Source organism: Saccharibacter sp. EH611 (assembly GCF_009834765.1).
GTDB lineage: Bacteria > Pseudomonadota > Alphaproteobacteria > Acetobacterales > Acetobacteraceae > Saccharibacter.
Genome location: NZ_WVHP01000005.1, coordinates 1 through 15,342, shown reverse-complemented (window position 1 = coordinate 15,342; position 15,342 = coordinate 1). Strand labels below are relative to the sequence as shown.

Genomic DNA, 15,342 nt, shown 5'->3' with positions numbered 1-15,342 from the left:
AAGAATCTCAGCGAACCCTCCCCTCAACCGGGAGGGTTTTTTTATGTTCCATAGGCTCACTCATGAACCTCCGCTCTCTCGCAAATGCCGCGACGTCTCGCATTAGTCCTAATACCCCTGTGATATGGCGTCATAATATGGGCACGATCCAGAACATGGAGACGGGGGAACGCTCGTCGAATTGGCAAGAGACCCGCATTATTGGGCAAGTGCAAGCCCTCACCTCACATGACTTACGCCATATTGAAGGCCTCAATCAGCAAGCCTATAGCCGCGCCGTTTATCTCAACGGACAAGCAATGGGCGCACGACGGCTCGCTATGAAAGGCGGTGATCTCTTCATCATCGCGGGCCAAACATGGAAGATCATTTCCGTTCCCGAGAACTGGCCTCTCAATGGCTGGGGGAAGGTCATCGTGACCTTGCGACAGGCAGGAGAACAACATGCAGACTAGCACCAGTGGCACGCAGCAAGACGTGCAACGCGCTGTCTTCCGCTATCTCCGCTCCCTCATACCCGCAGATATTCCGGTGATTTTCGCTCAAGAAAACGATGTTGAGATACCCAAGCCGCCCTTTGTCGTGATTAATCCCGGCTTGTCTCATCGCATCGCCACCAATAGCCGCATTCGCTCTGTCGATGGGCATGTTACCGTAGAGCAAGCCACCCAAAGCACCGTGCAGGTTGATAGCTACGGTCAAGGTGGGGCCGACCGTATGGCTATTATCACCGCTCTTTGGCGCGACGAACACGCCTGCGACTGGTTCTGCCACAACTTCCCTGCCTTAACCCCGCTTTATGCGCAGCAACGCCAGCAAGTGCAATTCATCAATGAAGCACAGGATTACGAAGAGCGCTGGACGGTTGATCTTACTTTGCAAGCCAACCAGCGCGTTACCTACGCTGAAGACACCGCCCTTTATCCCGGCCCTATTTCCACGAAAGACCCTTTATGAGTATTCCACTCTCCGCCCTCGTCTCTGTGCACCCCTCTGTCGTCCAGACGGGAGCTGGGCAAAACAACCTCTACGGCCTCATGCTTTCACAGAGCCCTAACCTTCCCTTTGGCCGCACACTCTCTTTTAGCAATGCTGATGATGTCGGTACGTTATTGGGTAAGAATACGCTCGAATATCAGCAAGCCGCGCTCTATTTTGGCGCATATACAGGGGCCACAAACCGCCCTGCTGTGCTGACGATGGCTCATTTCCCATCAGACCTTACAACGCCCATCCAAGCCTCTCTTTGGGGAGGATCATTGGCAGGAATGACGCTCCATGCTCTTCAGCAGGTCAAGGGCACGCTGTCCTTGTCTGTCAACGGCGCGGTTCTGAACGTCCCGGTGGACTTGTCAGGCTGCCAGTCTTTCTCTGATGCCGCGCATACTCTGAGCACAGACCTTTTCCCTTCTGGCGGTGGAGCTGTTGCGTGGAATGTTGGGCTGTCGAATTTTGTTATCACCGCACCTTCTCAACCTTTGGAAGAAGGGGCGTCTTCACCACCGCTGAGCAGCATCACCCCAGCAGCCGGAACGGTTGCCGATGCGTTAGGGCTTTCCCCAGCCAAGGGCGGTGTGGTGACGCCTGCTTTGCCTCTTCCCTCTGTCGGCGCTGTCATGGATCTCATCCGGGCTTATAACCCGACATGGGCGAGCTTCTTCTGTGCGTTTGACCCTAAAGAACGCTACAAAGACTTCGCGGCTTGGGTCAACAGCCAGAACGACAGTTGCATGGGCATTCTCCATGACAGTGCACTCGACGGCATGACGGCCTCGGCGCTGAACCAAGCCATAACTGCCTATGACGCGGTCACCGCAGCCCATTATAGCGGCATTTTTGGCCTCAATAACGACCCGCTGACCCCGGCTTTTGTCTCTTCTATTTATGCGTCCGTCGATTTTACGCAAAAGAACGGCATGCTTCCCTTTGCGGGCCGCACCTCGTCTGGCCTCATCGCCACCGTAACCGACCGCGCTATTGCTGAAGCGTTAGAGGCTAAAGGCATCAATTATGTCGGGGATTATACCGGCCCTGATGATACCGATCTCACGCAGCTTCAAGCCGGTTTTGTCTCGGGTGACTTCGCTTGGGCTGATGCCTATATGGGACAGATTTGGTTTAACCGCCGCATGCAGCATCTGTTGTCTGTTCGTCTAAGGGCGCCGCAATCCATCCCTTACACACGCGCTGGCGATACCATGATTGAAGCGGTGCTGTTACCGGCCATTCAAGACGCCCTCAATTTCGGATTGATCACCCAAGGCGTTGTGCTCTCCGAAGATGAGCAGCTCACCCTAAGTTCTGAGTTTGGCGCTAATACGCTGCAAGCCTTGCAAACGGCGGGCTATGTCACGCTTGTGGCGATGGAAAAGGCAGACCCTGCCATACGTGGCAAACGCCAGACCGTCCCTGTCACCGTCCTTTACACGCAAGGCGGCTCTGTCCAGCGTCTTTCTCTTAATTCGATTGAGGTTCAGTAATGTCTCACTCCGTCACCTCAGCAAACAGCACACTCGTGCTAAATATTGGCGATTGGCGCGCCTCGTCTGGTCTTGCCAGCCTCAACACGGCCCTGGCTCCCATTGCGAGCGCTATCGCCGCTCCCATCGAAGTGGAACGCTTCTCTGCGGACATGATGTTCAACGTCAATGAGCAAGAAATGGTTGAAACCTTCAAGCCCATTGATGGCGGCCCGCTAGCCGTCGGCTGGATTGCCAGCGGTGAAACAGCCACGCTGGACTTGCAGCTTATGGCTGACTCTCCAACGGCCAAGATACTGACCGCTCTTGCCGCCGCTCAAAATCGCGGCCGAGAAACGCTGTTGATTAGCGCTACCCTGACCAATTTTGCGCAAGGCATGAAATACGTGCTCTCAGATGGCGCGTTTGTTCGCACAAAGCCCATGCCCGACCATGGCAAGACGCAGGCCCCGGTTAAATATGGCTTTGTCTTCTCGTCCTGCACGCCAATGCCGATTCTTTAAAAGAAAATCCCCTATCATGACACGACGCTCTCTTTTCTGGTCTCCCCGCTCTGGGCGGGATAAAGGCCGTATGTTCAAAATTACCGAGATGGATGCCTTCAGCTGCGAAGAATGGGCGCGCGAAGCCCTTGGCTTGGTCGCTCGCTCTATCTCTGGCCCTGACTCTCCCCTGCTTTCAATGATGGCCTCTGCCTTACGAGAGAGCTTCTTGGACGAGGAGCCGGAGCCTGTGCAGGTTCCCAAAGAAAGCACTTCCAAGCGCACCGCTGAGGTCGTAGAGAACGTCAAGCGTGAACGGGCGGAAGAAGCCAAGCTCAAGACCATCGACAAACGCGAAGACTCTCCTATGAACCTCGCGGCCTTGTTGGGCTTGCGTATCTTTCTTCAGCTCTCCCCCAGCGAGCAGAATGCCGCTCTAGCGCCCTTGATGGCCTGTTGTGAGCTAAAGGATGAGGACGGCCAATGGCATCCTGTCTATGAAGATGGCCGTGTCTCTGACTATGCCCGCGCCACGTTAATGGATGCTCGCACCATTACCCAGCTCCGTGCTAAAGCCTTTGGACTGCATGCGGATTTTTTTACACCCGCCGCCCGGTCGATTGCCGAGCGGATGGTACTAGCCGCCCACATGACTGGGCAGGAACCCGCAACGTCCCCCGCACCATCAGCGCGTGCATAACCGCCAAGCTCGCCACACTTGCCGAACTCCAGACGGTTTATGGCGTAAAAGACCTCTATGACATGCTGGAAATCGCCAGCGTGCAAGCTGAAAATGAGCGCCGCGCTTACAAAGCAGCACAAAAGCAAACACGGTAATGAAGGTAGCCTTAAGAACCTTTGCGTTCCATCAAATAGAGGACATAAGACGTGACGACCTCCGAAAATAATAAGCCCAGTGAGCTTCAGCTTTGGCTCATTGAAACACAATATGCCTCTGCTGAAGAGGCCTATAAGGAAGTGATGTCTGCCCATGAACGGCTTAAAGGACGCTTAAGCTCGGTTCTTACCCTCACCATCACTTTATGCACAGCTTTTTATACGGCTGCATTTTCTGGCACGCATCATGCGCGCGCTTGCCTCTTGATTGGCATCGGCTATACGGTTGTCGCGTGTTTTTGTATTGCCGGTCTCTATCCCACTTCCCTTAGAACAAAGGCTGTTAATGCGGAGGCTTTCAACGCGGTTATGAAGGTCAACCCAATGCCATTAACCAAACAAGACCATATCAGACGTTTCACGCAATTTATTGAAGCAACCGTATCTTTCAATGCGAGAAAGCTTTGTAAAGACAGGCTATTGCTTCAAACCACATGGGTCTTACTCGTTCTTATTCCCCCCATTGCGAGTATCATAGCTTGGGGTTCTTAATTCTTCGGGCATACTATCCATCGCCATAGCTTTAATAATACGAGGCTTTGGATTGTTGCGTGGATCAACTGTCCCCGCTTCCAAGAGGGAATCTGCTAAAGCTTGCACGTTTTCTGAAGGCGCGTTCTTTTCATCGCTCATCGAATAATCCTTTCACAGAAAAGCAGAGCGTACCCCTCATTCAGAGTCAACAACCCCACAAAACCGCCATTATGCCGCCCTCAACCGGGCGGCTTTTTATACTCCTCCCCCCCTTCACTGTGAGAATATTATGCCGGAAGAGACAAGCATTGCCGGCCTGAGCATTGGCCTTGACCCCTCGCTATTTCTAGGCGGATCGGCTGAAGTTCAGGATGAGATCGAGAAGCTCCTTGCGTCGTTTATTCATGCCTCGCGTGAAGGGGACAAGACGGTAGAAGCGCTCGCTAAGTCCCTCTCGGCCTCGCCTAAAGAGGTCGCGAAAGCCTTGCGTGAGATGGACAAGCAAGATGCCCAAGCCAATAGAGCGGCACAAAGGCAGCAAGCCCTGGCCCAGAAGCAAGCTCAAGCGCGGCATCGTGAAGAGATGCGGATGATTAAAGAGCGTGGGGTCGCCCTTAGCAATTTGCGTGATAGCCTCCTGTCGATTGCTTCCATTACTATTGGCGGGGCAGGCCTTGCAGGAGCTTATAATGCCGTTAAGAGCACGGCTCAGGAAGGGGTGGATGAAAGCACCTTTGCAACAAGAACGGGCACAAACTACCGTCAAAATGTCGCTGAAGAAGAAGGCGCTTCAATCTCTGGCATGGCCACGAAAGAGGAAGCCCGTAGCTCTATTTCTGTTTGGGCTAATGCGCGGGAAAAGATGCGTAATGATGGTGAGTTGCACGACCTTTATAAAAACTTACTTCGCGGCGTTAATCTTAACACCTTTACAACTATCAAAAATCACGCAGATGCTGTGCAATATGCTATCAGCTCAATGCGTCACTACGGTTTAACAAATGCTGATATTGCCTACCGCCTTGAAAAATCTGGCCTGACCTCTGGCGGCTATACAGCCTTCGCTCTGGACACAAAAAAGTTCCGTGAGTCCAACGCAAAGGGCTACGAAAACACGCAGGACATGAACGAGGCAGAAGACCTCAAAACAGCCGCTGAAATCGGCAATCTTGAATCCCAAACACGCCATCTCCGCCGCACAATTTCACGAGACCTGAACCCTTTCGTGCATGAACTCTCTGGCTTGGTTGTGAGCCTTGATGAGCTAGCCCAGAAAAACCCTGACATGGTGAAAGATGCAGCCCTTCTTGCCGCTGGAGTGACAGGACTTTCCGCTGCTTTCATGGCGCTGACGCCTGTTCTGAAGGTGCTTAACACCCTTCGGTCATTGGGTCTTATCGTCATAAGGTCTGCTGTCGGGTCAAGCGCCGCCATTGCAGGCGGTGTCGGTTGGGTGGCTGAACAGGCTCGAGAGGAAACGGGACATAGCCCCTGGGATGATCGTTATGGCGGCTACACCCCTTTCAGCCCTCATGTAGAGGAGATTAAAGGCACAACAGAAAAAGAGAGCCATATCTCCGACGAAGACGCTAAAAAGCACTATGAAACACGCTCTGGCGATCCGAAATGGGCAAGCCTCGTCTTAGAAACGCTTTCCCCCTTAACGCGGGAAGACTTAGATCGCGAACGCACGCTCATGGAGCGCGAACGGCAGCAAGGAAAAACGAATAGCCACTCGTCTATCTCCAGCGACAAGGCAGCCCCTCCTCAGTCGCTACCCACGGCTAAACAGCCAGATGCGCAAAGCGCTCCTAAGACGCCTTCACCTCAGCCTCTGCCTGATCAGAACGCTCAACCCGCAAACACGCCTAGGCAACCGCAAGAAAGTATCCCCCCTCCCTCACCGACCATGCAGGATCCCTCTCAGGCCCCTCCTAACGCCCAACCTATTTCTTTTGACCCTAAGGACATAGATCGCCTCACGGGTGCGGTTGCGATGACGGAAAGTGGTGGCGACCCTCTCGCTCGCAGCGGTAAAGGCGCTGAAGGCCTCCTGCAATTCATGCCAGCAACGGCAAAACAGTATGGCGTAAAAGACCCTTACAACCCACAGCAAGCATGGCAAGGCGGGCAGCATATGCTGCTCGACCTCCTCAAATATTATCATAATGACCTTGAGAAAGCGCTTGCCGCCTATAATTGGGGGCTAGGGAACGTTAACCACGTTGTGAAGAAGTATGGGGTCTCTTGGAAAGACCATCTTAGGAAAGAAACCAAAGACTATATCCCGCGTGCTGAGAACAATCTTCGCACTAACCACCTCGTGCAAAGGCCGATGATGGGCGCGGAAATGGCCACCTCTAGGCCACATATCGCTCATCATCACAACCGGTCAGAGGTCGCGATGACGATTCAAAACCTGACCGTCAGGGCCAATAATCCGCAACAATTCCAACAACAGATGCAACGCGTCGCATCAACTTCTATGAGGCATCCCACCTCATGGAACAGCAATCAACTGTGAGGTTTTTATGGGGCTTTTAGGCAATTTAGAAGGCGGCGCATTGGCGACCGGCCTTAATGTTGGACGTGGCTTTCTGGATAAAGCTCTCGGTTATGAATGGGGGCTGTATTTTAAGGATAAGGATACAGGTGCATTAAAACCACTTTTCCCTCAGGCTCGAATCACAGGAATGGGCATGACAGCTTCTGCTAATGCGGCCCAAACGCCGCTCGAAGACGGAGGGTTCCAGAGTTACAATAAGATTCGAAAACCCGAAAGCTGGACGCTTAATCTCGTTTTCATGCGCGATCCTCTTCGTACGGCGGGCAATCAAGGGAAAGTGCTTGGGAAACTTGAGAAACAGCTCGAGAACGCTTCAATTCTTTTTCTAAAACAGCCTGGTCACACATCTTCAACCGTCACATTAGTGGGGTATGATTATAAAAGAGAGGCCCGCTCTGGCTGCGACCTATTGATCGTCAATCTAACGCTTCAAGAAGTACGCTCAACCGGGAAAAAAGTCATCCAACACAAAGACGGAACCTTTGCGGAGAAACAAAATATGGGCCATGTAGAGCCAATTCCTAGGAAGTAGGAATTGGAAGCTAGCGAAAATCAGAACTTTCTAGGCTATAATCAAGGTGAAAGACGCCATCCCCGGCTCCTTTCTGTACATCAACAAAGGATGGGCGATTTTCATCGGCCCAGCAAACGCGCCGCATGTAGTCTTTCGCCGATGCCTTGAAGTTTTTGTTCTTCGAAGAAAAAGAACAGTTCTCAGCGTGCCACATATGATCTTCTTTTTTCACAAAGTGACACTTAGCATCGACTTCACCCTCCAGCGAGGCCGCTTCCTCTTCCTCTGGATATTCCATTTTCACTATCAAGCAAGGCGAATTGGGATATCTCATAGTATATAAGACAGAGGGAGGCGGCGGCAGAAGAGCAACAGGCCCCTTTTTCTTATCTTCTTCTGCTTGCTTTTCGTCCTTAATCGCTTTCTGTGATTTGTCCCACGTCACACCCCATTGCTGGCGGATAAATGCTTTCTCGTAATCATTGGCCGGTCTATGAGCTTGTGCTGATCTTTTTAGGGCTGCCGGGGTACATAGCCTGTCTTGAACAATCATCACACGGTTATCTGTTGCGCCGGGAAGCCCTTTCCCCTCCACATTCATTTTCACAAAACCATCTAAGATAGCGCATTGTGAAGAGGGCTGATGAAAGAAAGCCCACGCTCCCCAATGGGCAGAGACAGGGTCAAACCCCGCAGCCTGAAACTCCATTTCCGTTCTGACTTGGCTTCTTTGCGTCCAGACATCATCAACGAGAGCGCCCGATGCATGAGCAGCACCCGAAAGGCCCGAAGCTAGAAGCGAAACGGCTAATAGTGATTTTCTCATTCTTCTGCTCCTTCTCTGCTCTCTCCATCCATAGCGGAGATGGGAGTTTTCGCAAGTGGGAGGGAAGTTAGAAGCTAGTGCAACATCTTTGTCGCATTTAAATAGTCATTATCATTTGAGTTTACTGTTAATATGCTAGCAGACTGGGAAACGACATTAATCATATCGCCATATTTCTTGTTATTATCTAATACGGCAACATTATAAAATTCATGATCACTTGATGCTAAATCAGTGAATTTAGTTGACGCAAATGCCATAGAAACAGCTGCGTTTGAAACAGTATCAAAAATTATACGTGATCCTTCGTGTTGAACCAAAGCCGACACCTTCCACTTATGAGTCGAAGCGCCCATTACTTTTTCATGTTTTTTCACCTTGTCTGGGCCAAAAATATTCCCAAGACGACCCAAAAGGATATTCTCTATGAGCTTCCCTCTTTTTTCCTCAAAGAGTGCATAAGTATGTTGAACCACCCTAAGAACATTGCTTCCTAAAGCGCAAACTGCACCTTTGAGCTTCTTTTCACCCTTTACCTCAAGAAACAATTCAGCACCATTCGTAGATAGTCCAGAAACATGTGCAAAATTTCTCAGATGCGACAGGTAGGAAGAGGCCATTTCCTCTTTCCCAATCTCTTCATACCCTTGTAGATTATCAGATATCCTGAACCTGTTGCCGGGAAAGGGCTCAATAGAAATAACCAAGTATGAACCCGATGGGAACAAAAAGGGAGTTTCGATAAAAATACGACCTTTTTGAAGAAAGGAGCGGCTCATTTTTGAGGCAATTTCTTCACCTAATGTGCTAAGATCTAAATTGTTTGTAGGAAAATTCACTTTCATTCCTCCCCACCGAAAAGTGGAAGGTGTTTAATGTCATCAGGATGACGCAGCTTGCCTAGACCAGAAATATTCCAAATTTTTAGAATCTGCAAGCATGCTTTATCCCAATCATCCGCCCCTTCGCAGAAAGGAAGTGCTATGGGCAGATTATATTGCAGGGCATACTCTAGCCCATTGGGGTGTTTCTTATTTAATTCCAACGTATGGCGGTGTGTCCCCGAAATATCCTCCAAACGATAATCTACCGGGCCTATATTCTGGTTGTTATGGGAAGTATTAGGCCGCCAATCAAAGCGTTCAAATGTTTTTGCTCTGGGAAAGGGTCTCACTCTACCGTTCAATCCGAGCGTGATGTCGCCTTCTGTATACTTAGACCTTGCTCGTCCGAACAAATAAATGCCTTCTAACGCAACATTATTATGATACAACAGGGAGGAGAAACGCCAAAAACCATGATCTATTTTCCATTCAGGTTGGGACGTAATATGTTTTTCGCACTTCAATATTTTGTTCAAGAAGTCAGCGATATCATCTGAATAAGAATTGTCATTGGCTGGCATGGATGATTTCCCGCTCAAATGGATGCACGCAATTAATCGTATTCTTAGCTGTTATTTCTCATATAGGTCTTGTTTATGATTCGCTAGCCTGCGCTAAAACTCTCACTCTCGTTGAGAATACGCTATCTCGTGAAATAACAAACACGAAAAACTGCCATCACAAGCCGCTCCACACCGGGGCGGCTTTTTTTATAACCGTAGGAATCCCTACTATGCCTCACGATTTCGCACAGTTTATACCCATAGATCGCGTCTGGGTTGGTGTATGGGGATGAGCCTTTATACGATCCCACTTTCTGCCACGGCACCGCAGACAGTAACCGCTACATTGAGCGGCCAATCCTGCACCATTGATCTCGATTGGCGGCCTCAATACGGCCTCTTCATGAGCGTTACGCTCAATGGGAACACGCTGTGCTCTGGTCGGCTTTGCCTAAACGATACGCCGATTATCCGGCGCGTTGGAACAGCCTTACCGGGCGATCTTTACTTTCACGACACACAAGGAAACGCAGACCCTGAACTTTCAGGCTTAGGAACGCGTTGGGAACTTATTTTTAACACAGAGATTTCTTGAGACGCTAAAATACTCATCAGTTGTTTAGATTGCCTAATTGATAATTAATATTTACAATCCCATCGCTCGTTCCTTTGTTTAGATCAACAAAGGATGGGCGATTTTCATCAGCCCAACATACACGCTGCATATAGTCTTTTGCTGATTCCTTAAACGCCGCTACAACTTCTGCGCTCGTCTCCCTGCCCTGTTCTGCAGAAGAAACAAAAGAGCAATTTTCAGCATGCCACATGTGGTCTGATTTCTTTAGAATATGGCACTCAGCTTTAATGGCATCTTCATCACTCTCTTGCTCTGCGATTTCTGGATAATGTATCTTCTCCGCTAGACAAGGAGAGCTAGGGTATTTCATGGGATAAAGATAAGGGACAACTACTCCGTTCTTCTTATCTTCCTCGGCCTGCTTTTCGTCTTTAATCGCTTTCTGTGATTTGTCCCACGTCACACCCCATTGCTGACGGATAAAGGCTTTCTCGTAATCATTGGCCGGTCTATGGGCTTGTGCTGATCTTTTTAGGGCTGCCGGGGTACATAGCCTGTCTTGAACAATCATCACACGGTTATCTGTTGCGCCGGGAAGCCCTTTCCCCTCCACATTCATCTTCACAAAGCCATCTAAGATAGCGCATTGTGAAGAGGGCTGATGAAAGAAAGCCCACGCTCCCCAATGGGCAGAGACAGGGTCAAACCCCGCAGCCTGAAACTCCATTTCCGTTCTGACTTGGCTTCTTTGCGTCCAGACATCATCAACGAGAGCGCCCGATGCATGAGCAACACCCGAAAGGCCCGAAGCTAGAAGCGAAACGGCTAATAGTGATTTTCTCATTCTTCTGCTCCTTCTCTGCTCTCTCCATCCATAGCGGAGATGGGAGTTTTCGCAAGTGGGAAGACTAACCCCAAACAAGCCGCGCACACCGGGGCAGAGTAACTCTGCTAGGCATTGCGCGACCTTCAACACACATACGAAACGCACCCCTAAGCTTTCGAGCTTGGGAGTGCATTAGGAGAACACTTATGTCAGACGAATTTCTTAAATCCAGAGGGCTATCAACCACGATCTTCCAAAAGCGCCGCCTTGCCGTGGAACTTTATATTCCACCCGGCACTAAGAAGGTGGACTACCACCAATGGAACAGCGCCCCTTCAGAGCTTGAGGGTGATACGATCCTCATGGAGGGTTTTCGCACAGAAGCGCAGATCGTCTGTTCAGGACAGCAAGGCGGTGTAGAAAGTCAAATCTGTGTCTATAATCCGCCGCAGGACATTCTCCGTGCTGTCGCGGGTTATGGCAATAACGGGATGATCTTTCAGGTTGGCGATAACAACTACCCTGTAGAAATCCGCCTTTACAGTATCATCACTGGAAACAACGTATTTAAATACACACATGGAATTAATCAGCGCCTAAAGCAAGTTTACGGTAAAGAAGCAGAAAACGACATCGCCACCCTGATTTACCGAGGGGGGCTCGTCAATTCTGTTGCGAATATGTCTTCTCTACCCGACCCGTTTCTCGCCATCCAATCGAACACGATGGATCCAATTAGGGTGATCCCGGCTCCCGTTATGTCATACAAGGGAGCCGTTAAGGTCGCCGATATTTTTCAAAAGATCGCTAAAGACCTCGGCTTGAGGTTTGTTAATCATGGCGTTGAGACCATGCTGGTCAATCCATACTTTACAGGGAACTATACCGACCAGCTCGACAAATGCTCCCTAGAAGGTTTTGCGAGCTATATTATTGACGGACGCACCCTCAGCATCCGGCCTAATGTCGAACGCCGTCTTGCTAGTGAAGGCGATAAGCAGGTTATTAACAAACATACTGGATTGCTTGGCGTTCCGTCCTTCAATAATTGCGGAATCGTCTTCAAGCTACGTTATCGCCCGTCTTTGTCCTTTGGAGATGTCATACGGGTTGAAAGCGAAACGCTTCCCAATGGCACGGGGTATTATGTCGTCCGCGCCGTAACACATCACCTTTCTTCAGAGATGCCAGATGGGCCGTGGGAGTCTGAGATAGAGGCGTATTTCGCCAATTTGGGTAATCTCGACCAAGCGCGTGCAAGGATTGGCTGACCATGTCTTCTCTCTTTGGTATCTTCACTCAAAACACGACCCATTCCGACGTTGAGCGATTGAATTACATTCTCCGCACTGTAGGGCAGAAAGGTACGATCATTGTTCCCGTTCAGATTGTGTCTGTTGACCTCCAAAAGCATCGTCTTATCGTCGCGCCTATGATTCAGCAAGTCACCACTGACGGACGCGGCATCCCCCACGCGCCCCTTCACGACATCCCCTATGGTTACGAACAAGCGGGGGAGTGTGTTTTACAAATTGATCCGCAGCCGGGGGATATTGGCATCGCTGTGTGTGCGTATCGGGACATATCGCGCCTCAAGGCCACGCAACAGTCGAGCACTCCACCCACAGCCCGCTGCTATGCGTGGGAAGATGCCGTGTATATCCGCACGCTTTGGACAGCCAAAGCCCCCAAGCACGTTATCACGATTGCCCCCGATAACGGCATTACGCTCACCAGTCCTCAGCCCGTCACCGTCAATGCCGACCTCCACGTTAACGGTTCTGTGACCGCAAAAGGCGATGTGACAGGCAGCGGTATCTCTCTGGATCACCACACACACGGTGGCGTTCAGTCTGGGGGATCAAAAACCTCACCACCGCAATAAGGGAAAAGCTCATGGCCGACCTTCTTCTGACAGATGACTGGGACTTATCCATTACCGAAACGGGGGATTTAGCCCTCACAAATGAGAACCTCTCTGTCGCCCAAACTATCGGGAACAGCATAAAGCTCATTCTGGGCGAAAGCTGGTATGACCCGACCAGTGGACTTTCTCTCAATACGCTTCTTAACGAGCAAAGCGGCCCTAATCTCTCATTCATCCAAACCACTCTCAACGATGCGGCTATGAAGGTTACGGGCGTTGTCGATGCCGATACGCTCCTGTCCTATGACCACAACACACGCCGTCTCACGGGCACGATTTACGCCACAACCCAGACAGGGAAGACCTTACATGTCACCCTATAGCACCCAGGTTCCAGCCCCGGCCTTGACCGATACAGGCTATCAAGCGCCATCGTCTGCTGACATTCTCCAAGGCGTTATCGCCGATTTACAAGCCGCCACACATGGGCGGCTTTCTTTTTATGATGACGACGGGAACCTTCTTGTCGCCAAACCGCAAAGCCAGCTTGCTGTATCGCAAACGGCCATTCTCTCCGACGTCCACACTGCCTTTATGGCGCTCATGGCTGGGATTGATCCACAAACGGCTTCCGGTGTCCTGCAAGAGGCCATCGGGCGCATTTACTTTATGGAACGCCGTGCTGGATCAGCAACCATCGTCAATGGTCTATGTCGGGGCTATCCGGGCACGGTGATCCCCGCTGGCACAGTGGTGCAGGACACGAACGGCAACAGCTACACCGCCCAAGAGACTGGAACGATTGGGCACGACAACACGGTCACGATCCAATTTGAAAACACCGTCACAGGCCCGATTGATTGCCCTGCTGGCACCTTAACAGGGCTCTATCAGCAGATTGCCGGATGGGATTCGATCACCAACCCCCAAGCGGGTATCATCGGCAACAATCAAGAGAACCGCACGGACTTTGAGACGCGGCGGCGGAACTCTGTGGCAGCCAACAGCCGCAGCCAGAACGCGTCTCTGATGGGGGCCTTACTGGAGCTGGATGGTGTCACCGACGCTTACGTGATGGATAATCCCAGCGGCAACGCCACGGCCATTAGCGGAGTGGCGATGGAGCCGCACGCGCTCTACGTGCTTGTCGAAGGCGGGACGGAAAACGCTATTGGCCAAGCGATCCTTGCCAAAAAGCCGCCCGGTATTGCCACGATGGGCGACCGTCTCGTGACCGTGCAGGACACGAACCCGGTTTACGCGGGGAACAGCCCCTCTTACACCTTTCGGTATGACCGACCGCAGCCCGTGCCTGTGACCGTCGCTGTCACGCTCGAACAATCCGACAGCGTGCCATCTGACGTGGTTACGCAGGTGCAGAACGCCATTATGGGCGTTCTGCAATCTGGTCGCTACCGTGCTCGCATGGGTGGCACCCTCTATGCGTCTCGCCTCTCCGCTTCTGTCGATGCTTTGGGAGACTGGGCCGAGGTGCTCTCTTTGACGCTCAACACGGACAGTCTGACGAACCAGACGCGCCTGCGCCTGCCCATCAATCAGCTCCCAACCGTCACCCCGGCAACGATTACGGTGGGGCTTGTGTAATGGACGATCTCCGCAGTACCATCTTGGCGCAATATGCCAATTCTCCGCGCCTTCTCTCGCTGATCGACAGCTTCAACCAAGCCGCTGATCCGCACGCCCTTATCGAGCGCTTCTATCATGACGTCTGGAATATCGACACCGCCAAGGGCTGGGGGTTGGATGTCTGGGGCCGCATCGTGGGTGTGGGGCGTGTGCAGAAAGTCCCTCAACCGCGCTATCTCGGCTTTGACGAGGCCAATGACAGCACCGGAACGGCGCGGCCTTTCAATGAGGGGGTTTTCTACAATGGCCCCACCAGCACGCAGAACTTCGCTCTCGCCGATGACGCGTATCGCAGGCTGATTATGGCCAAAGCGGCGGCCAATATCTCCAGCGGCTCTATTGCCGACATCAACCGTATCCTCATGCTGATCTTTGGCGACCGAGGGATGATCTACCTCTCCGAAGGCACACCAGCTAACGACTATCTGGGTTTCTCAGAAGCCAAAAGAGGCGCTGACACGCCCCATACCTTCAATAACGGCATCTTCTTTGACGCGACATCGCTCGCAGAAGCGAACGGCACGATGACGATCTGCCATAGCTGGCCGCTCTCCCCGCTTGATGCGACAATCATTCAGCAAAGCGGCGCTCTGCCTCGTCCGTCTGGCGTCACGATCCTTTACCAGCAGGTTCACCTGACATGAAACAAACCGACAGCTCCCCACTCTTCCCCACCCCTTTCGGAGCGCAGGCCGATAGCGGCACGCTCACACAAATTCCTCCCAGCAAAACAGCCATTGGCCGCGCCTCACTGGCTCTCGGCTTCCCCAAAGAAACCTTCACACCCATTGCAGCAGGC

At 51.6% G+C, this 15,342-nt stretch carries 18 protein-coding genes; 14 read left to right on the top strand and 4 right to left on the bottom strand.

The features are described 5' to 3' along the window. Positions 1-62 precede the first annotated feature (62 nt). From GS535_RS03765 to GS535_RS03730, 8 genes are all read left to right on the top strand, one after another. Positions 63-455, top strand: a complete 393-nt coding sequence (locus GS535_RS03765) for a hypothetical protein (protein ID WP_160792490.1) — start codon at positions 63-65, stop codon at positions 453-455. After that, positions 445-957, top strand: coding sequence for an LIC_12616 family protein (locus GS535_RS03760; protein ID WP_160792489.1), 513 nt, complete (start codon positions 445-447; stop codon positions 955-957). Before GS535_RS03765 ends, GS535_RS03760 begins: the two co-directional genes overlap by 11 nt. Next, positions 954-2,480, top strand: a complete 1,527-nt coding sequence (locus GS535_RS03755; RefSeq protein WP_160792488.1) for a DUF3383 family protein — start codon at positions 954-956, stop codon at positions 2,478-2,480. Before GS535_RS03760 ends, GS535_RS03755 begins: the two co-directional genes overlap by 4 nt. Further along, positions 2,480-2,983, top strand: coding sequence for a phage tail fiber protein (locus GS535_RS03750; RefSeq protein ID WP_160792487.1), 504 nt, complete (start codon positions 2,480-2,482; stop codon positions 2,981-2,983). Before GS535_RS03755 ends, GS535_RS03750 begins: the two co-directional genes overlap by 1 nt. A 16-nt stretch (positions 2,984-2,999) precedes the next feature. Then, positions 3,000-3,662 (top strand): hypothetical protein, encoded by a 663-nt coding sequence (locus GS535_RS03745; RefSeq protein ID WP_160792486.1) that lies wholly within the window; start codon positions 3,000-3,002, stop codon positions 3,660-3,662. A 188-nt stretch (positions 3,663-3,850) separates the two neighbouring features. After that, a complete protein-coding gene (locus GS535_RS03740) occupies positions 3,851-4,351 on the top strand; it encodes a hypothetical protein (protein ID WP_160792485.1) in 501 nt (166 codons plus the stop codon). 271 nt (positions 4,352-4,622) lie between these two features. Continuing rightward, entirely contained in the window at positions 4,623-6,857 is a 2,235-nt protein-coding gene (locus tag GS535_RS03735) for a lytic transglycosylase domain-containing protein (protein ID WP_160792484.1), read from the top strand. 7 nt (positions 6,858-6,864) lie between these two features. Beyond that, positions 6,865-7,431 (top strand): phage baseplate protein, encoded by a 567-nt coding sequence (locus GS535_RS03730; RefSeq protein WP_160792483.1) that lies wholly within the window; start codon positions 6,865-6,867, stop codon positions 7,429-7,431. A gap of 10 nt (positions 7,432-7,441) precedes the next feature. Here GS535_RS03730 and GS535_RS03725 read toward each other — a convergent pair whose 3' ends face one another. The 3 genes from GS535_RS03725 to GS535_RS03715 all read right to left on the bottom strand — a co-directional run bounded on the left by GS535_RS03725 (position 7,442) and on the right by GS535_RS03715 (position 9,644). Then, positions 7,442-8,122: a hypothetical protein gene (locus GS535_RS03725; RefSeq protein WP_160799151.1), complete on the bottom strand. Its 681-nt coding sequence runs from the start codon at positions 8,120-8,122 to the stop codon at positions 7,442-7,444. Positions 8,123-8,313: 191 nt separating this feature from the next. Further along, positions 8,314-9,078 carry a hypothetical protein gene (locus GS535_RS03720; RefSeq protein ID WP_160792481.1) on the bottom strand — a complete coding sequence of 255 codons (765 nt, stop codon included), beginning with the start codon at positions 9,076-9,078 and terminating at the stop codon, positions 8,314-8,316. Between the two features lie 2 nt (positions 9,079-9,080). Next, positions 9,081-9,644: a hypothetical protein gene (locus tag GS535_RS03715; protein ID WP_160792480.1), complete on the bottom strand. Its 564-nt coding sequence runs from the start codon at positions 9,642-9,644 to the stop codon at positions 9,081-9,083. A gap of 271 nt (positions 9,645-9,915) precedes the next feature. On the opposite strand from GS535_RS03715, the gene GS535_RS03710 reads away from it, so the two are divergent. Continuing rightward, positions 9,916-10,221 (top strand): phage baseplate plug protein, encoded by a 306-nt coding sequence (locus GS535_RS03710; RefSeq protein WP_160792479.1) that lies wholly within the window; start codon positions 9,916-9,918, stop codon positions 10,219-10,221. Between the two features lie 16 nt (positions 10,222-10,237). Here the strand turns inward: GS535_RS03710 and GS535_RS03705 are convergent, their stop codons facing one another. Further along, positions 10,238-11,047, bottom strand: a complete 810-nt coding sequence (locus GS535_RS03705) for a hypothetical protein (RefSeq protein WP_160792478.1) — start codon at positions 11,045-11,047, stop codon at positions 10,238-10,240. A gap of 188 nt (positions 11,048-11,235) precedes the next feature. Between GS535_RS03705 and GS535_RS03700 the strand changes: the two genes are divergently transcribed. Genes GS535_RS03700 through GS535_RS03680 form a run of 5 tightly spaced genes read left to right on the top strand, consistent with a single transcriptional unit; the run spans position 11,236 to position 15,187 of the window. Further along, the gene (locus GS535_RS03700) at positions 11,236-12,300 is read left to right on the top strand and encodes a baseplate hub protein (protein ID WP_160792477.1); all 1,065 of its coding nucleotides are present in this window, start codon (positions 11,236-11,238) and stop codon (positions 12,298-12,300) included. A gap of 2 nt (positions 12,301-12,302) precedes the next feature. Continuing rightward, complete coding sequence (locus tag GS535_RS03695; protein WP_160792476.1) at positions 12,303-12,914, top strand: Gp138 family membrane-puncturing spike protein; 612 nt, start codon at positions 12,303-12,305, stop codon at positions 12,912-12,914. Between the two features lie 11 nt (positions 12,915-12,925). After that, entirely contained in the window at positions 12,926-13,279 is a 354-nt protein-coding gene (locus GS535_RS03690; RefSeq protein ID WP_160792475.1) for a hypothetical protein, read from the top strand. Then, positions 13,266-14,501, top strand: coding sequence for a baseplate J/gp47 family protein (locus GS535_RS03685; RefSeq protein ID WP_160799150.1), 1,236 nt, complete (start codon positions 13,266-13,268; stop codon positions 14,499-14,501). The genes GS535_RS03690 and GS535_RS03685 overlap by 14 nt, the downstream gene beginning before the upstream one ends. Next, positions 14,501-15,187 (top strand): DUF2612 domain-containing protein, encoded by a 687-nt coding sequence (locus GS535_RS03680; protein ID WP_160792627.1) that lies wholly within the window; start codon positions 14,501-14,503, stop codon positions 15,185-15,187. The genes GS535_RS03685 and GS535_RS03680 overlap by 1 nt, the downstream gene beginning before the upstream one ends. Positions 15,188-15,342 lie beyond the last annotated feature (155 nt).